An 18,163-nucleotide genomic window follows, 5' to 3' on the forward strand; every position below is an offset into this window, starting at 1 on the left:
TATTTATTTGTTATTACGCCCAGACCTGCGTTCCCTCCGTGCAATTTTTACACATTTCAATTCCCGAGCGCGACTGGATGAGCGTTTGCCGAAATTGCTGATACGGGCCACTGTCCCACAACTGCGCAAACGTCTGTTCTTTCAGATCACCCAGCCGATAGTGCGCATCTTTATCGAAACAGCAGGGTACTACAAGTCCATCCCAGGTAATCACGCAGGAATGCCACATTTTCCAGCAATGGCCGTCCAGCGCATTTTTGATCGCGTAAGTTCCGTCGTTGGTCTTTTCGTACCGGGAGTATTTATCGATGGTCGGCATCAGGTCCGAACCGTGTTCAAAATCGTAAATCTGGGCGGTTTTCAAACCAACCTCGTCAACACCCAGTTCTTCGGCCAGTTTATACACGTCCGCAATCTGGTGTTCATTCGGTTTGACAACCAGAAACTGAAAAATAACGTGGGGCGTTTTCGACTTCAGCGCCTTTTTCCATTTGATGATATTCTTCGTTCCTTCGATCACTTTGTGGAGCTTCCCCCCCACCCGGTATTGCTGGTACGTTTCCTGCGTCGTTCCGTCGATGGAGATGATCAGCCGGTCCAGCCCGGATTCAACAGTTTTTTTAGCGTTGGCATCCGTCAGGTAATGCGCATTTGTAGAAGTGCCGGTATAGATTCCTTTTTTGGCCGCGTAGCCAACCAGGTTCAGAAAGTCAGGATGCAGATACGGTTCTCCCTGAAAATAAAACGTCAGGTACAACAGAGTGTCGGCAATCTGGTCAATCGTCTCTTTGAAAAGATCGGCCGGCAGCATGCCCGTCGGGCGGGTAAACGACCGCAAACCGCTTGGACATTCGGGGCAGCGGAGGTTACAGGAAGTCGTTGGCTCAAACGAAATGGCAATCGGCGAACCCCGGTGAACCGCCTTGCCTGTCCACTTCGATTCATAATAACTCGACAGTACTTTCAGCGCATTCCAGGCCCGTTTCGGCGTTACTTTCGAAAAGAAATTCAGACCATCTACTAGATTACGATTCATGCGGATTCATCAAGATGTGGAACAAAGGTAGACGAAACGTCTCCGGTATGAAAAAACTCTTTCCTGAAATGTACAGAAAAAACCGCCTGCCGGTTACACTTCACTGGCGCTCAGACACAATTCAGTCTACGTAATACGTTATTCACATAAATTAATTTAGAATAGTTTCAAACAAACTTGACACGTCTGTATTCCAATTGTACTTTTACGGAGTCAAACGCGAATAAGCGGTCGTTCACCCATTCTTTTTTGTATCATCCGTGTCGAATACCCATCAATTAACTGAATTGTTTGCCAACACCAAAGGCACAACCTACCAATGCGATACAACCAATCGGATTATCATTCAGTTCGGGGAAACGCGTGTTTCGCTCCGAATTACTGATTTTCTGACGTTCAAGAAGCGGGTCGATTCAGTGGATATTCACACGATGATTTTCAATACCGACGACGCCTACGACGTTGAGGTGATCGACGCTCCCCGCACGGGCCACCTTTTTGTACTGAGTCTGTGTGACCTCATCGCCCTCCGCGACCTGCTGGCCGGGACCCGGTTTGTGCTCGACCTGAATACGCTTCTGAACGAACGGATTTACAGCACGCTCGTTTTCTAGTCGAAATACTTCTTTTAACGCTGCCCCAAAACCGGTTTGGATTCGTCTGAACATTTCCGATACCGTTAAATCACTGCAATTAGACTGTTTCCAAATATCCTGAACCCAAAACTTTTTTCGTTTGAATTCAGTATTCTTGTAACAGAAAAGGAAATAATCCGCCCATCTGGTCAAGAACCAAAAACTGATAAAACGATGAAAGACTTGGTTAGAATGAGAACTTCGCTTAAGGAAGAAATCGAGCGTATTCTCAACGAACAAATAAAAATGGAAGCCCATTCATCCGCTATTTATCTGGCAATGGCTGCCTGGTGTGATCGTAATGGTTTTGACTTTAGCGCCGGTTATTTTTATAAACAATCGAACGAAGAACGGAACCACATGCTGAAACTTTTCAATTACGTTTCGGATATGGGTGGCCACGCAATCTCTCCCGAAATCACCAATGTCCCGCAGGAATTTAACGGTTTCCGGGATGTGTTCGAACTGGCTTTGCAACAGGAAATTGCCGTCAGTAATTCGATCAACCGTATTGTAGGAACCGCCCGTCAGCTGAACGACTTCGCAACGGATCAGTTCATGCAATGGTTTGTGAAAGAGCAGATTGAAGAAGAATATGTAGCACGCCGGGCCATTGAATTATTCGATGTAATTGGCGAAGAAGGCGTCGGCCGTTATATGATTGACAAGGCCATTCCGAAAATTTCGTACGGCGATGTTGAAGCCCAATAAGTAAGAAACTCACTACTCATTATAGCTTATTTTATTAATTGGAGAAACCCGGATTTAAACCATCCGGGTTTCTTTTTTATAGACCAAACCGAATTCATAAAACCGGTATTTTAAAAGTAGAATTTGCTTACTTTTTACCATTGCTGAATAATGACACCAAGCTGCTTATCCATTAAAGCGAATTCTCGCGCGCCCCAGGGCCGGAGGGTAACTTTGTTTAGATTGGGATGAAGAAATTCCGGGAAGGATGAAGCGATCTTTTTGTAAACCGCTTCGATATCATCGGTTACTAATCTAAACTCAGGATTATGTTCCTGCGCCAACGCTTTGTTTTCAAAAAGATTGATACGAAGACCATCTTTTTCAAGGACGCAAAATGGATGGTCCGTGTTCAACTCGTTATGCCCGATCGTAAATTCGAGGCAATCGACAAATAATTTTAAAGCCTCATTGATATCCGCGTAAAACACGTTCGGCACCAGTTTGGTAAAGTTCATCGCGATAAAATTTTAAACGATTTTATAAATCCGGCAAGCCCCGGGATTTAGCCGGGGTAAGCCGCTGGTTCCCGAACTGACCGTTCCCAGGTGAGTTTCATTCTCCACGGTTGTATCCAAAATCAAGGTCAGGCGTTCCGCAATGACGGAGTGTAAAGGCAAAAAAATGGGGTCTGCGGATTGCACCTGGTTCAAATTGACCAAAAATACATAGCTCGGATTAGCTTGCTGCGTCCAGGCTATAACGGATTGAAAGCCAATGGATTCAGGCGGAGTTAGCCAATGGGCAGGTTGTTCAGAAACCGCCGGATCCATTTGATCGGCCAGCAGCCGGAGTTGCAGAATGGTCTGAAACTGTTCGGCGTTTTGCCCCCACCGAAATGGCCCGTGCGTCACTTTATCGGTTTCGGAATCATCCTGAATGCTGAATACGTATAGTTTGCTGTATTCTTCGTTGGCACCCCGCTGCCCATGAAGGTTTCTGACTTCAAAGCCCAACCCAACGTAGCTCGGTAAGTCATTTAAAAACAAAGCTATAAAGTAGCGGGCTATGTTGCCGGTTCGGTAAAAACCGTCGAATCGGGGGTCGTCTTTGTCCGCCGTCATTACGGTAAAGTTCGGTTTAAACCGGCGGTTTTCGGCAAGATGCAGGTATTCCCGGAAACGAGTCAGAAACTCGGACGAGTTGAAAACCGTAGACTGTAAATCCCCCAGGGTCGTCTCGGCTTCAATGGCTTCCAGATGGGCAACTTCATCGCCGTAGCCCATCGTATCGGGAGGAGCCAGAAACGTCTCGGCAAAAAAGCCAAAATACAGAACGCCCTGCGTCTGAATATACCGCTTGATCGTCCTTAGCGGATCATAAAAATCGACAACCTGAGCCGGAACTCCACCGGGCCGCATTTGAACGTGCGCCATATCGCCCCGCATGAAATCGAAATGATACTGCTGCTGGCAGTCGAAATAGTGGTGGCAAACATATGCCCAAGCTTCCGAATTGGGTTCATCGAAATCCAGCTCGCCGTTATGATCGTCATGCTTGGAATGAAAAAATTTATACCGCGCCAACGGCCCGAAAACCCGCGACATGGGCTGCGGCTCCCGAAAACCGTATTCGTACCATTTCTGGCCATACTCATCGACCACAAACCCATCCGGTTTGCTGTACAAACCCCTATAAGGCGGTGCCATAGTCATCGGTACGGTTTCAAAACCGCGTTCCACCAGGTACTTGATAAGCGACAAGCGTCGTTCCAACCGACCGTGGTAATCACGAACTTCGCCGAAAAGCGCTTCCGGGGTAAACGGGACATCGCCGGTAAAATACCAGTGTTTGGTCCCCCACTCTTTGATCGCCAGTTTTACCTGCTGGCAAACCGATTCGGACGTGTCGATCAGAACCGGGCCGTCCCGCCGGACCCATTCAAAAAGCTCGGGTTCACAGAGCACCATTTCCGAAAACCGGTCGGTATGCGGAATCACGTCCATGCCCACCGTCCGGCCCATCAGATGCAGCAGATTAACTACCACTTTCAACTGCTTTTCCGGCGAATCCAGGTGATTGAAAATCTGAAACAGATCGTCGCTGAAGAACTCCGGGTTCAGGTTCCAGCTAATCATGCCGTACAAGCTCCCCACCACGCCCGGCTCCCAAATCGGCAGAAAATGAATGCTGTCGTGACGGGCCGGCAACGTCAGAGTGTAGTTAACGACATTCCAGAAGGTTCCGATGGTTCGAACATTTACGCCCACCATCTTACTGGATTTCAACCAGTTCGCATCAATCTCTTTTCCAACCGGACTCGGGACGGTGTACTCCGGATTCAGTGCCAGTTGAATAGCGGCAAACCCAAACCGCTTCGCCAGAATGTCCAGCGTCTGATACACCGGAAACTGAACGGCATCTTCCGGCAATAAATGAGGTATGAATGACTGCCGACCGGTTTGGTAAGCGTCGATGTAGGCGGCAAAATTTTGCAGCCAGTCGCTTCGGAAGTTTTGAAACGTCGTCGACATACCGCAAATGTAGGACGGTTTTTCAAACTCTCCACCGTTAAATGGATTTAGTTTAACAGGCTATTTTGTTTATATATATTTACCAAATCCAATTAAAAATAAGCGACTTACAAATTGAACGGCGGCATGGGGGTGATCATTATTGGGGGAGGTTTGGCGGGTTTGGTCAGCGGCCTGGAGCTGGCCCGGGCTGGTCATCCGGTGACGATCATTGAGCGAAAAACCTACCCGTTTCACAAGGTCTGTGGAGAGTACGTTTCGAACGAAGTCCGGCCTTACATCGAATCGCTGGGCGTTGATTTACGCAATCTCGGGGCCACGCACATCGACCGGTTTCAGTTCACCTCGCCATCGGGCCGTCTGTTAGAAACTCCGTTGGATATGGGTGGTTTTGGCCTCAGTCGCTACCGCTTCGATTACACCCTTTATCAGTTAGCCCAATCGGCAGGAGTGCGGTTTTTATTGGGTAAACAGGCTGAAAACGTGACCTTCCAGTCGGATCAATTTTCGGTAGAACTAAATGACGGCCAGGCTCTTACCAGTTGTCTGGTCATCGGAGCATTTGGCAAACGATCGAAAATCGACAAACAGCTAAACCGAACGTTCATGCAAAAACCGTCGCCGTACCTCGGCGTTAAGTACCACATCCGAATCAACGCGCCCGCTGACACGATTGCGCTGCACAATTTCCGGAATGGCTATTGTGGCTTGTCTTCCATTGAAGACGGGAAATTTTGCCTGTGCTATTTAACTACACGTGAAAATCTCCGTCCATATGGTAACATTCCGGCGATGGAACAGGCCGTTTTGTTCCAGAATCCGCATTTGAAGCACATTTACGAAAACGCGGAGTTCCTCTACGAAAAACCGGAAGTGATCAACGAGTTTTCCTTTGCTCCCAAACGTGCCGTCGAGCAGCATGTGCTGATGGCCGGGGATTCGGCGGGATTGATTACGCCCCTTTGTGGCAACGGCATGGCGCTGGCAATTCACAGCGGAAAACTGGTTAGCGAACTGGCTTCGAGCTTTTTAACCGGAAAAATAACCCGCGAGCAATTAGAAACCCGTTATGAAAAAGAATGGAAAAACCGGTTTGCCCGGCGGCTTTGGGTGGGCCGAACCGTACAACGGCTTTTTGGCGACAAGTGGCTGTCCGAAATAACGGTCTCAGCTTTTGGTGCTTTCAAACCGTTGTTGCGTGGAGTAATCCGGCAGACACACGGCGAGATAGTGGACGTTCACTAAGGGAGATTGGATTAGACCGGAATCACGGTTGTGTTCTTGACTTCCGACATTACAAAAAAGCTACTGATATTCAGAATTCCCGGAATAACCGAAAGTCGTTCCTGATAAAACCGGTTGTAGTTCTCCATGTCGTTTACGATAATCTTGAGTAAATAATCGAACGAGCCCGACACTAGATTACACTCCATAATTTCCGGCAGTTGAGCAATGGCTTTGTCGAATTCCACGAACGTATCGCGCGTCTGTTTATCGAGCGTAACGTGACAGAAAACCACCAGCAGATTACCCAGTTTTTTCTTGTTCAGCAAGGTCACGTACTTCTCAATAATGCCTTCACGTTCAAGGCGCTTGATCCGTTCGTGAATGGGTGATTTGGAGAGGTGAATGCGCTGGCCGATCTCCTGAATCGTGAGCTGCGCATCGTCCTGAAGCAGGGACAAAATCTGCCGGTCAATCTTGTCAACCAAAGTCATAACGGAATTTTTTCTTTACAAAGCCATTCGGAAGGCATGTTACCAAAATATTTCCTTCTATCCTACGATAATTAAACAGTATTTCCCAAAACGAGTTATAGAATCAGAAATATATTTGGCTATTTGTACCTTTGTGCGCTCTATTCGCTGCCATTCATAACCACACAAAACCATGGTAATCGGGGTTCCAAAAGAAATTAAAAATAACGAAAACCGGGTCGCGTTAACGCCTGCGGGTGTTGCCGAGTTTCGCCGGTTTGGCCATACGGTTTATGTCCAGGTCAATGCGGGTTTGGAAAGTGGATTTGAGGACGAGGAATACATTGACGCGGGCGCCGTTATGCTGCCAACCATCGAGGACATCTACGGAATTGCCGAGATGATCATGAAGGTAAAAGAACCGATTGCTTCTGAATATGAGCTAATTAAGGAAGATCAACTGCTCTTTACCTATTTCCACTTTGCATCGTCCGAGGCTCTGACCCACGCGATGATCGACCGGAAAGCCGTTTGCCTGGCGTACGAAACGGTGGAAAAAGCCGATCGGAGTCTGCCTCTGCTCATTCCAATGTCGGAAGTAGCGGGTCGGATGGCCATTCAGGAAGGCGCGAAATACCTGGAAAAACCGCAGAAGGGTCGCGGTATTTTGTTGGGCGGAGTACCGGGCGTTAAACCGGCAAACGTACTTATTCTGGGCGGTGGCATTGTGGGAACGCAGGCCGCTAAAATGGCCGCCGGTTTGGGGGCACACGTCACGATTATGGACATCAGCCTGAATCGTTTGCGGTATTTGTCGGACATTATGCCGCCCAATGTCGACACCATTATGTCGAACGAGTACGCGATTCGGGAAGCCGTGAAAACATCCGATCTGATTGTTGGAGCGGTTTTGATTCCCGGCGCCAAAGCTCCTCACCTGATCACCCGCGATATGCTGGCGCTGATGCGGGAGGGAACGGTTTTGGTGGATGTTGCCGTGGATCAGGGTGGCTGTATCGAAACCTGTACGCCGACTACCCACGAAAATCCAACGTATATTATCGACGACGTTGTGCATTACTGCGTGGCCAACATGCCCGGAGCCGTTCCGTACACCTCGACTGTCGCGCTGACGAACGCAACTCTCTCATACGCATTGCAATTGGCTAATAAAGGCTGGCAGAAAGCGTGTCGGGAAAATGATGAACTGAAGCGCGGCTTGAATGTCGTCAACGGAAAAATCGTTTACAAAGGCGTTGCGGATGCGTTTGGCCTGCCCTTGGACGATGTGACGGAGTTACTCCAGCGGGAAGAGGAAGAAGAAGTCAATTTTTAAATTAAAACCATTATATTCCGGTTTCGTTAAGATTACACTTCATCAATTTTAAAGAATTACTACTTCATCAACACAATTTTAATTAAGGGTTTAGGAATAGTAACAACAAAGACACGGCCGGTTGAGTCGTGTCTTTTTTTTGGTTGAATTTTTATGGCAAAAGCTGAAGATCGGGCAGTCGCAAAAAAACAAAACCCGGCAAATCTTGCCGGGACTGTATTTACTTTCTCGATTATTAAAAAGATGGTAAAAGCCTATCGAAAAGCTTGTCAATTTTCGTTTGACGGAGTAACGTTTCGTCAATACTAACAAGCTCAAACAACATCCAGACCCCGTTTTGAGGCCAATTTTTGCGTTGTTTTCAATTAAAATTGAGAAGAATTGCCAAGCCTGCCAACCTGAAACGGCTGAAAGCGGGTTTTGATCGGCTGAATGTCAAATTTTGAAGGTCGAATGTGTACGCGTTGGCAAGCATTCGTTGTTTATTTTCCCAGCCAGGTTTTAAAATCGCTCAGCCGATCGGGGCTGACGAATACCTCCTGGCGGGAAGCAGGTTGAAGATCCAGCTTAAATTTACTTCCTGAATACATGTGGATCGACTCGATTGCGGCCAACGAAACCAGGTGGGCGCGGTTCACCCGGAAGAACTCGCGGGGATTCAATAAGCTGGCAATCTTATCCAGACTGTATTCAATAACCAGATTCTGGCCGTCTTTTGTGGTGAGGTAGGTGGTTTTGTCTTCGTAGAAAAAGTAGGAAATCTGGGCCACTTCGATACTTTTTACCTTCGGCCCGATTGTAACCATAAACCGGTCTTTAATCTGCGCTTTAGCAGCTCCCTCCCGCCAGTTCAGCAAAGCAGACCATTTCGATGGTTCGACGGTGACCGGCTCCGGTTTTTGCTGCGTCCATTTATACTTTTCAATGGCGGCTGCTAATTCTTCTTCATCGACAGGTTTAAGCAAATAGTCAATGCTGTTGGCCTTGAAGGCCTGAATGGCGTAGGAATTATAAGCTGTCGTGAAAATGATCGGAATTCGGAGATTGACTTTTTCAATGATGCGAAACGCACTGCCATCCTCCAAATGAATGTCCATAAATACCAAATCCGGCAATTGAGTCGGCGGTTGCTCCTGAAACCACTGGATTGCTCCGGCTACGGAAGGAATCAGGGCAGTTATCTGAATGGAAGGATCATATTCAATTAAAAGTTTTTTGAGCCGTTGGACCGAGAGAGATTCGTCTTCAACGATAACTACGTTCATGATAATAAGGGTATGCTAACGACAAAGCTATGATCCGATTGATCGATCTGGACCTTTCGGTCCGTGAGCAATCGGTAGCGGTTGATAATATTTTCCAGCCCAACGCCGGTAGACGGTTCGGTAAACACTTCATCCGCCAGGCGCAGCTTGATCGGGTTGCTGACCAGCAGGTAATCGTCCTGGATGGAAAGCGAAACCACCAGCGGTCGCTCGCCCGACATCTGATTGTGTTTTACCGCGTTTTCCACCAGCAACTGGAGGGTTAACGGAGCAATGTTGAACTGAGTCGTTTCTTCCTTTAAAAGCGTGTTGACAATCTGCAGTTTGCCGTCGAACCGGATATTCAGCAGAAAGCAGTAGGCTTCCAGAAATTCCAGTTCCGTTTTCAGATTGACCTGTTCGTGATCGCGCTGGTCCAGAATGTACCGGTATGCTTTCGAAAGATAATTGATAAACCGAATGGATAATTTCGGATTTACCTCCACCAGAGCCGTCAGGATGCTCAGGCTGTTGAACAGAAAGTGGGGATTCACCTGGTTTTTTAAGGCGGCAAACTGCGCCTGCGACGCTTCCGATTTCAACTGCTCGGCATTTACCCGTAATTCGGCAACTACCTGATCACCACGGCGGTTGGCGGCTAAATAGAACGCCATAAGCAAGGCTATAACCGTCAACGCGGTCGTTGCCTTTCGCCTTCGCTGTCGTTCATAGATCGTTCGGTTAACAGGCTCTCCATTGGTTCGGTCAAAACCGGGATGCACAGTTGTCACCCGGTTTTCTGTTTTGTCGAAGCGGCCCCGCACCTGACGCAACACTCCGAAAAAAGCCCAGTCAAATCCGAATGACAACGTACCGGCAATCAGCAGGGTGACCAGTTGAACGGGAAGTTTGCTATCCAGTCGAAAAAGCCGCCCCGGATGATTGTATATTCGGTTTTCTAACCACTCGGTGATGCTCAGCCAGAAAGTAAAAAGCCCAATCGTAATCGGAATTTCCATTAACCAGATAAACCACATAATCCGGAGGAGTTCCCAGGTTGGGTTGTATAAATTAATATAAAAGCGAAGAGGCCAGTAAATGGCAAACACACTGGCCGCCAATCGGACTTTCTGAGGAAGGGTGAGATTTACGTTTTCGGTTGCCTCCATAAAACATGCTCACGGGTAAACGTCAAATGGCCGGGTTATCCAGAGCAAAGACTCAAGATACGTATTAAACCGAATTAAACGAAGTCAACGGTTGAGGATCTTGCTTATCGCGGATTTATTCGATCAGGCGTTACCCGACTTTCCTGCACCGATTGCTCGAATTCCGCAGGAGACAATTCAGAAAGTTCAGTTACGAATAAGATGGGAACCTGCCCTTTTTCGCCGTATTCGGTGCCCATGCGGAGCCACAGATTATAAATCGGAGCCTGTAAATGCGATTTGTTACCGACCACATCGAGGTGTTCGGGTCGTTGGGGATATAACCAGGAATAATGGGCAACCAGCCCCGGTAATTGCCCGGTAAAAGCATTCTGCACCTCCTGCGGAAGCCGGTCGAAGGTTTGGCGGGCTTCCTCGGCCCAATGAATTTCAAACGGTGGGTTCATGTTTCCGGATACTCAATAAATTCTTACTAAAATGAGTTCGCTCATTTGTTTTCACTTCGCCAGAAAAGTCCGGATTAGCTCGCTCCACTCCTCTTCCAGCGATCCGGCAAAAACCGCTGCTCCGGCCCGGCGATACCAGTAGCCCGCGTTCCATTCGTCGCCCTCCCTGCGGTGTAAATACGCGTGCAAACGGTCGTAATCGCGGGTGCCTTCCCGGCTTTGCGCAATGTTGTGAGCCTGTTCCCAATTGCCTTTGGCGTCGTACCAGAGCGCTTCGGCAACCGGGTGCAAACCGGCGGCTGGTTTGTCGTTTTTCAGCGTAGCATTAAATTCAGTCAGCGTCATTTCGTCTATTGCTCAAAAAACTGTGGCATAAAATTCATCAGAAACGCTTCGTCGGTCGCGCGCGTGATGGCCGTATACAACCAGCGGACAAAATCCTGATTGACCTGCCCATCCGGCAAATACCCCTGATCGACAAAAACCGCCGGCCACTGCCCGCCCTGCGCCTTGTGGCAGGTCAGGGCGTAGGCAAATTTCACCTGAAGCGCACTCAGATACGGATCGCGCCGGATGGCCTCCGAACGTTCTTTTTTCGACTTGATGTAGAAATAATCCTGCTGCACGCTCTCGTACAGGTGCTTATTTTCCTCCCGACCGAGCGACGGCTGGGGCGAATAAAGCGTGTCGAGAATAATTTTGCTCTCAAATTCAGGTTGCTCCTCCAGATCGACCAGCCGCAAGGTAACGGTCGCAAATTTCAGTCCGTGCTGCTCTTCACGCTTGCGGATTTTCATAACCTCCACAAAATCACCATTGGCCAGAAAACCGGCCGGTGAATCGTCGTCCAGAACCGTGTAATTATTTTTGACGATCATCAGCATGTCGCCCGTATCCAGCTCTTCCTCACACTGATTAATGGCCCGCCGGATGTACTGGTTATACTGCACAGCCATTTTGTTCGAGCGGGTAATGATAATGGTATTTTCCCGGCCGTATTTATCGTAACAATACCGGATGCCGTCTTCCAGCTTTTCACCAGTCATTTTATAAATATCGCGGTACTTCCTGACGTTCAGGCTAATACGCGGATTTGGCTCGTTCAGGACGTCCCGTAAAGTGGTTGCATTCAGCAGAATACCCGAATTTTCGTCCTGCCGCATGACTTCCATCAGCTCCTGCTCGACCACCACCATATCGAAATGCCGCTCGAGATATCCTTTGTCCAGCGCCGGGCTCAGTTCCTTGCCAACGGGCGGCAACTGCGCCACATCGCCCACCAGCATCAGGCGGTTTCCGGGATTTTCGAAAATGAAATCGACCAGATCGGCCAGCAAACCGTTCATGCCGATTTCGGAATCGTCGCTGATCATCGAGGCTTCGTCGACGATGAAAACCGTATCTTCGTGGTAATTTTTCTGCCGCTGAAAAACCAGGTTTCCGGAATGGGCATCGGCCACCTGGCGGTAAATTTTCCGGTGAATGGTCTGGGCCATGCGCTTCGAATAATTCGACATGACCTTGGCAGCCCGACCTGTCGGCGCCAGCAAAACCGATTTAAATCCGAATTTGGGAAGCACTTTAATCAGCGTGCTGATCAAGGTCGTTTTGCCCGTACCCGCGTAGCCTTTCAGTAGAAAACAGTCCCGGTAATTCTCGTGTTCAGTCCGAATCATGAACGGGTTCATCTGCTCAAAGAACTGCTGTTGTCCGGACGTGGGCTTAAAAGGGAAGCGTTTCGCCAGCAATTGGGCGGGCGTCAGAGTTTCATTCATTGGACGAATATACGGAAAACCGGTCGGTTTTTCAACGCTCGGCCCTACATCCGGCGATACGGAAAAACACAACCCTGATCGTCCTCAAACGTAACAATTTCCTTACTGATAACAAACCGATACGCTTTCGTGATATCTTTCGCATTGGAAATTTTCACGATCAGCCGATCCACTTCGAACGTCCCCGAATCCCAGACCTGCAACACGGCGGTCGCTTCCGATTGCGTTTGGTAAATACCGTTCGCGGAAAACTCGATCACATCCGGATAAATATTGCTGCACTCCGCCGGATTGATTTTCTCCCAGGTCCCGATTAATTCCGGTTTGCTGCCCTCAGCTTCCTGAACCGGTTGCCGGCGACAGGCAACCTCAACCGGAATCACCAAGGTCAGACCGATTGCCAATCTGATTACGACCCGTTTAATCATTTGCATACCACTTTTTCTCAAACGTAGATAAACCGTATCTCAAACGCAACGGCAATTGAAAAGTGAGCCGATGCAACCATTCGTTCTGTCCTAAACCATCATCAGATCAATCAGAGGCAAAAGGGTCTTGCCGTACGCGGTGAGCGAATGGTTGACCCGGAACTAACCTGATTAACAACGTATTGAATCCGGGGAGAAATTCCATACGCTGTTTATTGGTGAACGGGCGGTGGTCGTTTTGCCGAAAGCCCGACTTGTAAAATATTCTTTCACTATTTAAAGAAATTACGCCAGTTCGAATACGTGAATACAATTATGAATTGCTTTTATTATACGGATTTTGTATTTTGAACCCAACCCAACTACCAAAACCTCTCAAAACTCATGAAAATCCGTCATATTCTCCAAGGCAAAACCATCAACACCATCTATTCCGTCACCTCCGATTCAACGGTGTACGAAGCATTGGAAGCGATGGCGAACAAAAACATCGGTGCCGTGCTGGTAATCGACGAAGGACACCTGTCCGGAATCTTCTCGGAACGCGATTACGCCCGCAAGGGGATTCTGAAAGGCCGGACGTCGAAAGATACCCTGATTAAAGAGGTAATGACCGCCAACCTGATCACAATTAGCTCCGATCAACGGCTGGAGGATGCCATGGTAATCATGTCCGACAAACACATCCGCCACCTGCCCGTTGTCGATCAGGGCAAACTGATCGGAATTATCTCCATCAACGACGTCGTTTCGGCCATCATCCACGACCAGAAAGCCCGGATCGATTCCCTGGAAAGCTACATCTCCGGAAGCCCTTATTAAATTAAAATGAACAATGAATAATGAACAATGAAGGGCGCAACAACTGGCGCTTCGTGTATTCATTGTCAATTGTTCATTGTTCATTTTTTATTAATCTTTACCTTTGCGCTGCCAAAAACTATTGAAACCATTGGATATTGCACGCGAAGAAGTAATGCGGCTGTACGGCAATCGCCTGCGATTGCGGGTATGCGGTTTGTGCCTGATCGACGAAAAATTGCTGATGGTTCGGCACCGGGGTATCGGTCCGACCGACACATTCTGGTGCCCGCCGGGTGGAGGGCCTCAATACGGAGAAACCGCCTACGAGGCCCTCGTTCGGGAATTTCACGAAGAAACCGGCCTTTCTATTGAAGTTGGCGAGTTGCAGTTCGTCAACGAATTCATGCAGACTCCCCTGCATGCCATGGAACTGTTTTTCGATGTTCAGATCGTGGGCGGTCAACTCCGGCAGGGTTTCGATCCGGAAATGAGTGCCGACCGGCAGATTATTACTGAAGTTCGGCTAATGACCTTTGACGAAATCAAAAGTTTCCCCGAAAATGAAGTTCACCAGTTATTTCGGAAGTGTCGATCCATGGACGATGTTTTCCATTTAAAAGGTTATTTGAAACAATAGCGACGGTCTGTCGGGTATTTTTGTACTTTTAATCCATGATATGTTACCGAATCTGGTAAACGTGTCACTTCCCACTGTACACAATCCTTAATTAACTTTTTGTGCGTATCGACACCATTGCTACCGTGACCCCAACCGTTGCCATTCGGGAAGATTCGTTTGATGTTTCGATGACCGACGCCCACCAGCTTTGTCTGGAAATGGGTAAAGAACGTTTTCGGTTTTGCATCGTGGAACCCGTGAAGCGGCAATGTGTCTGGCTCGAGGACTACACATTTCCTACCCTGCTGACCGAAAGCCCGTTATTGCCTTCGTTACGGACCATTTACCAAAACCACCCGATCCTTCAGTCTTCTTACTGGAAGAATATTCATGTGTCGGTTAATTCGCCGTCGTTTACACTCATACCTTCCGGTCTGTTTCGGAAAGAATACGCGGCTCAATACCTTCAGTTGATGCGGGGCAATCCGCTTTCGCTGTCGGAACACGCGCTGGCTTACGCGCACAAAAAAGAAGAATTTCACGCGGTTTTCAGCATCGAAAACGCATTGACCGATTGGTTATCAGCCACGTATCCCCTTCAGCAAATAACCCTCGTTCACCAGTCCAGCGCCCTGATTCAGGCAACATCAGCGACGGATTCGGTTCTGAGTTCCGCCCAGAAATTATCCCTGAATTTCGAGGATGACTCGGTAACGATCATTTTCCGAAAAGGGGGTGAATTCCGGTTCTGCAACCGGTTTTCGTACAAAAACGCCACCGATCTGCTCTATTATATTCTGTACGTCATTAATGAACTAAAAACCGAACCGAAAGAATTGCAGGTGGTTTTGTTCGGGGAAATCACGCCGTTTGCCGAAATTTATGCGTCCCTGGAATCGTTTTTGCCCCACATTCACTTTGGTTCGACACCAGCCGAATTACAACTAATTTCCGCATTTGACGATTTACCCGAGCATCGGTATTTTAGTTTGTACGGAAACACCCTCATCGATTGATGAAGCGAAACCTTCCTTTCCTTCTTCCCTAACTTTATGAAACGAATTGCGCTTTTTCCCGGCTCCTTCGACCCGTTTACGAAGGGACACGAAGACATTGTTTTGCGGGGCCTGAAACTGTTCGACGAAATTTTTATCGGCATAGGCCGAAACACTTCGAAACAGCGGTATTTTCCACTGGAAGTGATGTCCACCCTGATTGAAAAGACGTTTGAAGCTTACTCATCGGTGAAAGTGGTTACGTACGACGACCTGACGGCCAATGTCGCCCGGGATTTGGGCGCCCGGTTTTTACTGCGGGGTTTGCGCAATACGACGGATTTTGAATACGAAAACAGCATTTCGCAAGTTAACCGGTACGTGTACGAAGACGTTGAAACCGTCTTCCTGATCACCTCACCCCACCTCGCTCCCATTAGTTCCAGCATCATCCGCGAGCTCCACCGCTATTCCAAAAACATCGACGAGTTTTTGCCTTATCAGTTAATTAACAATGAAAAATGAACAATTAATAATGAAAAGACAATTGCAAGGTTCATTATTAATTGTTCATTTTTCATTGTTAATTAATTATTTACATTCTCCTTCACCGTATCAATTACGTACCGGATGGAGCTGAAGGAGTTGGTGAGGGCCAGGGCGGTTTTCTTTTGATCCATCCATTCGAGCCGCTCGATGTCTTCGTCAACTTGAGGTTGCATCCGGGAGTCGTCAATGCAGCTCATCTGGTACCATTTCGTCCGTTTCAGGATGCGGTTTCCGTTCAGCGTATAGGTGTGCCAGGTCGTGCAGATGCGGTTTTCGAGAGCGGCTATTACTCCGGTTTCTTCCTCTACCTCGCGCAGGGCCGCCACCCGAGAAGATTCGTCGCCATCCAGCTTTCCTTTTGGCAAATCCCATTTGCCCCGGCGAAACATCAGCAGCATTTTATCTTCCTTGAACACAACGCCCCCGGCAGCTTTCACAATCCGGAACAGGCTTTTGAATTTCTCTTCAACGGCTTTTTTCTCGGCCGCCACCAGTGTAACGGAGCTCAGGTCGCCCATTTCGTAATTGTTGAGCAGATTGACCAGCTTTTCGATCGTCATCGGGGTTGTGTTGAGCACCAGCAAATGCCCTTTCAGCATGCCCAGCTTCAGGCCATCGAGTCGGGCGTCGATGATCCGGTCATAATCCACATGATTCGCCAGCGAGGTATCCTGTAGTTTTTCGGCCTTTTTCGCACTCTTCAAATGAATAGGCCGGTCGTCAATAAAAATGGTCATGTGCGTAGTTGTACTGCTGGGTGAATGAACCGCCGAATCGTCGACGTACCGAATACCGTGAACCAGAAAACAAATTTAGATAAACCATTCATCTTTGAAGAGAAACTAAAACCACTATTTTTGCAAAACGCCAACTTTCCCCCGTGTGGAACTTGCAATAATTCTCTTTTTAGTCATTCTGAACGGTGTTTTCTCCCTCTCGGAGATCGCGCTCGTGTCCTCCCGCAAAGCCCGACTCGAAACCGACGCCCGAAACGGCGACCGCCGGGCCGAAGAAGCTCTCAAACTGGCCGAATCGCCCAACCGGTTTCTGGCGACCGTTCAAATCGGAATCACCCTGATCGGCATCCTGACCGGTATTTTCAGTGGCGACAGCCTCACCGATCAGATTTCGGCCTTTGTTTCCCGGTTTCCGTTGCTACAACCCTACGCCAACAGCATCGCCGTTACGCTGACCGTTATCCTGATTACCTACCTGTCGCTGGTGCTGGGGGAGCTGGTTCCGAAACGAATCGGTCTGTCGAACCCCGAAGGCATTGCCAAATTTATGGCGGGGCCGATGAATATGCTGTCTAAAATTACGGCTCCATTCATCAGCCTGCTTGCTTTTTCCAGTGATTTGATCATCAAAATCCTGAACATCAAACCCAACGCCAGTGCGGTTACGGAAGAGGAAATCAAGAGCCTGATTCAGGAAGGTACGTCGGGCGGGGTTATTGAAGAGATCGAGCAGGAGATTGTCCAGAACGTTTTTCAGCTTGGCGACCGCCGGATTACGTCCCTAATGACGAACCGGCAGGAAATGGTTTTTTTGGATCTGGAGGCCACCGTCGAGGAAAACCGCCAATACATTATTGAACATCGGCATTCGCACTATCCGTTGTGCAAAGGGGGAGTGGACGAAATGATTGGGCTTATTCACAGCAAGGATTTTCTGGGAAAAGACCTGGACGACCAACTGACCCGCCTGGAAGAACTCAAGCGCGATATTCTGTATATTCCAGAAAGCAACATGGCTTACCAGGTGCTGGAACGATTTCGGGAGCGTCGGCAATACGTCGGCATCATCGTCGATGAATACGGCGGTGTCTTGGGCATGGTCACGCTCAACGACATTGTGGACGCGCTGGTGGGTGACATTTCCGACACCAATGAATTTGAATTTGAAATTGTGGACCGGCAGGACGGCAGTTACCTCGTCGACGCCCAGATTCCGTTCGACGATTTTCTGGATTACTTTAACATCGTTATCCAGAACCGGCGCGACCTGACCGGTTTTGATACCTTAGGCGGCTTTGCGTTGCAGATTATTAAAGACATTCCCAAAACCGGCGAAACCTTTACCTGGCAGGATTACCAGTTCGAAATCATCGACATGGACAAAAGCCGCATCGACAAAATTCTGGTGACGAAGCGGGCGGAAGAGTAGTTTTTTAAATGACCATTGACCATGGACAACCGACCATCGT

The 18,163-nt window shown here is 48.4% G+C and carries 21 protein-coding genes; 10 read left to right on the forward strand and 11 right to left on the reverse strand.

What is annotated here, in order from left to right; genetic code table 11:
* Positions 1-13: 13 nt before the first annotated feature.
* Positions 14-1,036, reverse strand: a complete 1,023-nt coding sequence (locus GJJ30_RS20995; protein WP_154177157.1) for an SPASM domain-containing protein — start codon at positions 1,034-1,036, stop codon at positions 14-16.
* A 260-nt stretch (positions 1,037-1,296) separates the two neighbouring features.
* Between GJJ30_RS20995 and GJJ30_RS21000 the strand changes: the two genes are divergently transcribed.
* Both GJJ30_RS21000 and GJJ30_RS21005 read left to right on the forward strand, forming a co-directional pair.
* Positions 1,297-1,650 carry a hypothetical protein gene (locus GJJ30_RS21000; RefSeq protein ID WP_310588352.1) on the forward strand — a complete coding sequence of 118 codons (354 nt, stop codon included), beginning with the start codon at positions 1,297-1,299 and terminating at the stop codon, positions 1,648-1,650.
* A 195-nt stretch (positions 1,651-1,845) separates the two neighbouring features.
* Complete coding sequence (locus GJJ30_RS21005) at positions 1,846-2,382, forward strand: ferritin (RefSeq protein WP_154177158.1); 537 nt, start codon at positions 1,846-1,848, stop codon at positions 2,380-2,382.
* A 134-nt stretch (positions 2,383-2,516) separates the two neighbouring features.
* Here GJJ30_RS21005 and GJJ30_RS21010 read toward each other — a convergent pair whose 3' ends face one another.
* Entirely contained in the window at positions 2,517-2,879 is a 363-nt protein-coding gene (locus tag GJJ30_RS21010) for a VOC family protein (RefSeq protein WP_154177159.1), read from the reverse strand.
* Positions 2,880-2,891: 12 nt separating this feature from the next.
* The gene (locus GJJ30_RS21015; RefSeq protein ID WP_154177160.1) at positions 2,892-4,895 is read right to left on the reverse strand and encodes a hypothetical protein; all 2,004 of its coding nucleotides are present in this window, start codon (positions 4,893-4,895) and stop codon (positions 2,892-2,894) included.
* Between the two features lie 126 nt (positions 4,896-5,021).
* Between GJJ30_RS21015 and GJJ30_RS21020 the strand changes: the two genes are divergently transcribed.
* The gene (locus GJJ30_RS21020) at positions 5,022-6,140 is read left to right on the forward strand and encodes an NAD(P)/FAD-dependent oxidoreductase (RefSeq protein WP_154177161.1); all 1,119 of its coding nucleotides are present in this window, start codon (positions 5,022-5,024) and stop codon (positions 6,138-6,140) included.
* Between the two features lie 11 nt (positions 6,141-6,151).
* Here the strand turns inward: GJJ30_RS21020 and GJJ30_RS21025 are convergent, their stop codons facing one another.
* Complete coding sequence (locus GJJ30_RS21025; RefSeq protein WP_154177162.1) at positions 6,152-6,613, reverse strand: Lrp/AsnC family transcriptional regulator; 462 nt, start codon at positions 6,611-6,613, stop codon at positions 6,152-6,154.
* 172 nt (positions 6,614-6,785) lie between these two features.
* Here GJJ30_RS21025 and ald point away from each other — a divergent pair, with 172 nt between their 5' ends.
* Both ald and GJJ30_RS21035 read left to right on the forward strand, forming a co-directional pair.
* Entirely contained in the window at positions 6,786-7,928 is a 1,143-nt protein-coding gene (gene ald, locus GJJ30_RS21030; protein WP_154177163.1) for an alanine dehydrogenase, read from the forward strand.
* 153 nt (positions 7,929-8,081) lie between these two features.
* Complete coding sequence (locus GJJ30_RS21035; protein ID WP_154177164.1) at positions 8,082-8,237, forward strand: hypothetical protein; 156 nt, start codon at positions 8,082-8,084, stop codon at positions 8,235-8,237.
* A gap of 173 nt (positions 8,238-8,410) precedes the next feature.
* Here GJJ30_RS21035 and GJJ30_RS21040 read toward each other — a convergent pair whose 3' ends face one another.
* From GJJ30_RS21040 to GJJ30_RS21065, 6 genes are all read right to left on the reverse strand, one after another.
* Entirely contained in the window at positions 8,411-9,193 is a 783-nt protein-coding gene (locus GJJ30_RS21040) for a LytR/AlgR family response regulator transcription factor (protein WP_154177165.1), read from the reverse strand.
* Positions 9,190-10,341 carry a sensor histidine kinase gene (locus GJJ30_RS21045; RefSeq protein WP_154177166.1) on the reverse strand — a complete coding sequence of 384 codons (1,152 nt, stop codon included), beginning with the start codon at positions 10,339-10,341 and terminating at the stop codon, positions 9,190-9,192. Before GJJ30_RS21045 ends, GJJ30_RS21040 begins: the two co-directional genes overlap by 4 nt.
* A 104-nt stretch (positions 10,342-10,445) precedes the next feature.
* Complete coding sequence (locus tag GJJ30_RS21050) at positions 10,446-10,787, reverse strand: hypothetical protein (RefSeq protein WP_154177167.1); 342 nt, start codon at positions 10,785-10,787, stop codon at positions 10,446-10,448.
* Between the two features lie 51 nt (positions 10,788-10,838).
* A complete protein-coding gene (locus GJJ30_RS21055; protein ID WP_154177168.1) occupies positions 10,839-11,132 on the reverse strand; it encodes a hypothetical protein in 294 nt (97 codons plus the stop codon).
* Between the two features lie 5 nt (positions 11,133-11,137).
* Positions 11,138-12,562: an ATP-dependent DNA helicase gene (locus tag GJJ30_RS21060; protein ID WP_154177169.1), complete on the reverse strand. Its 1,425-nt coding sequence runs from the start codon at positions 12,560-12,562 to the stop codon at positions 11,138-11,140.
* A 44-nt stretch (positions 12,563-12,606) separates the two neighbouring features.
* Positions 12,607-12,990 (reverse strand): hypothetical protein, encoded by a 384-nt coding sequence (locus GJJ30_RS21065; RefSeq protein ID WP_170299240.1) that lies wholly within the window; start codon positions 12,988-12,990, stop codon positions 12,607-12,609.
* 384 nt (positions 12,991-13,374) lie between these two features.
* Between GJJ30_RS21065 and GJJ30_RS21070 the strand changes: the two genes are divergently transcribed.
* From GJJ30_RS21070 to coaD, 4 genes are all read left to right on the forward strand, one after another.
* Positions 13,375-13,812, forward strand: coding sequence for a CBS domain-containing protein (locus GJJ30_RS21070; RefSeq protein ID WP_154177171.1), 438 nt, complete (start codon positions 13,375-13,377; stop codon positions 13,810-13,812).
* Positions 13,813-13,942: 130 nt separating this feature from the next.
* The gene (locus GJJ30_RS21075; RefSeq protein WP_229313299.1) at positions 13,943-14,431 is read left to right on the forward strand and encodes an NUDIX domain-containing protein; all 489 of its coding nucleotides are present in this window, start codon (positions 13,943-13,945) and stop codon (positions 14,429-14,431) included.
* Between the two features lie 125 nt (positions 14,432-14,556).
* Positions 14,557-15,429 carry a DUF3822 family protein gene (locus GJJ30_RS21080; RefSeq protein WP_310588353.1) on the forward strand — a complete coding sequence of 291 codons (873 nt, stop codon included), beginning with the start codon at positions 14,557-14,559 and terminating at the stop codon, positions 15,427-15,429.
* Between the two features lie 36 nt (positions 15,430-15,465).
* Positions 15,466-15,933, forward strand: a complete 468-nt coding sequence (coaD, locus tag GJJ30_RS21085) for a pantetheine-phosphate adenylyltransferase (protein WP_154177172.1) — start codon at positions 15,466-15,468, stop codon at positions 15,931-15,933.
* Positions 15,934-15,995: 62 nt separating this feature from the next.
* On the opposite strand, the gene GJJ30_RS21090 is transcribed toward coaD, so the two are convergent.
* The gene (locus GJJ30_RS21090) at positions 15,996-16,694 is read right to left on the reverse strand and encodes an NUDIX hydrolase (protein WP_154177173.1); all 699 of its coding nucleotides are present in this window, start codon (positions 16,692-16,694) and stop codon (positions 15,996-15,998) included.
* A gap of 145 nt (positions 16,695-16,839) precedes the next feature.
* On the opposite strand from GJJ30_RS21090, the gene GJJ30_RS21095 reads away from it, so the two are divergent.
* On the forward strand, positions 16,840-18,123 hold the full coding sequence (locus tag GJJ30_RS21095) for a hemolysin family protein (RefSeq protein ID WP_310588354.1): 1,284 nt from the start codon (positions 16,840-16,842) through the stop codon (positions 18,121-18,123).
* Positions 18,124-18,163: the final 40 nt, after the last annotated feature.

The organism is Larkinella terrae (genome assembly GCF_009668025.1).
Taxonomy (GTDB): Bacteria; Bacteroidota; Bacteroidia; order Cytophagales; family Spirosomataceae; genus Larkinella; species Larkinella terrae.

Coding starts and splice junctions, on each gene's coding strand:
- GJJ30_RS21070 (WP_154177171.1), top strand. CDS start 13,375: ATGAAAATCCGTCATATTCTCCAAGGCAAAACCATCAACACCATCTAT.
- GJJ30_RS21035 (WP_154177164.1), top strand. CDS start 8,082: ATGGCAAAAGCTGAAGATCGGGCAGTCGCAAAAAAACAAAACCCGGCA.
- GJJ30_RS21005 (WP_154177158.1), top strand. CDS start 1,846: ATGAAAGACTTGGTTAGAATGAGAACTTCGCTTAAGGAAGAAATCGAG.
- GJJ30_RS21015 (WP_154177160.1), bottom strand. CDS start 4,895: ATGTCGACGACGTTTCAAAACTTCCGAAGCGACTGGCTGCAAAATTTT.
- GJJ30_RS21010 (WP_154177159.1), bottom strand. CDS start 2,879: ATGAACTTTACCAAACTGGTGCCGAACGTGTTTTACGCGGATATCAAT.
- GJJ30_RS21055 (WP_154177168.1), bottom strand. CDS start 11,132: ATGACGCTGACTGAATTTAATGCTACGCTGAAAAACGACAAACCAGCC.
- GJJ30_RS21020 (WP_154177161.1), top strand. CDS start 5,022: ATGGGGGTGATCATTATTGGGGGAGGTTTGGCGGGTTTGGTCAGCGGC.
- ald (WP_154177163.1), top strand. CDS start 6,786: ATGGTAATCGGGGTTCCAAAAGAAATTAAAAATAACGAAAACCGGGTC.
- GJJ30_RS21025 (WP_154177162.1), bottom strand. CDS start 6,613: ATGACTTTGGTTGACAAGATTGACCGGCAGATTTTGTCCCTGCTTCAG.
- coaD (WP_154177172.1), top strand. CDS start 15,466: ATGAAACGAATTGCGCTTTTTCCCGGCTCCTTCGACCCGTTTACGAAG.
- GJJ30_RS21050 (WP_154177167.1), bottom strand. CDS start 10,787: ATGAACCCACCGTTTGAAATTCATTGGGCCGAGGAAGCCCGCCAAACC.
- GJJ30_RS21065 (WP_170299240.1), bottom strand. CDS start 12,990: ATGATTAAACGGGTCGTAATCAGATTGGCAATCGGTCTGACCTTGGTG.
- GJJ30_RS21045 (WP_154177166.1), bottom strand. CDS start 10,341: ATGGAGGCAACCGAAAACGTAAATCTCACCCTTCCTCAGAAAGTCCGA.
- GJJ30_RS21060 (WP_154177169.1), bottom strand. CDS start 12,562: ATGAATGAAACTCTGACGCCCGCCCAATTGCTGGCGAAACGCTTCCCT.
- GJJ30_RS21090 (WP_154177173.1), bottom strand. CDS start 16,694: ATGACCATTTTTATTGACGACCGGCCTATTCATTTGAAGAGTGCGAAA.
- GJJ30_RS21040 (WP_154177165.1), bottom strand. CDS start 9,193: ATGAACGTAGTTATCGTTGAAGACGAATCTCTCTCGGTCCAACGGCTC.
- GJJ30_RS20995 (WP_154177157.1), bottom strand. CDS start 1,036: ATGAATCGTAATCTAGTAGATGGTCTGAATTTCTTTTCGAAAGTAACG.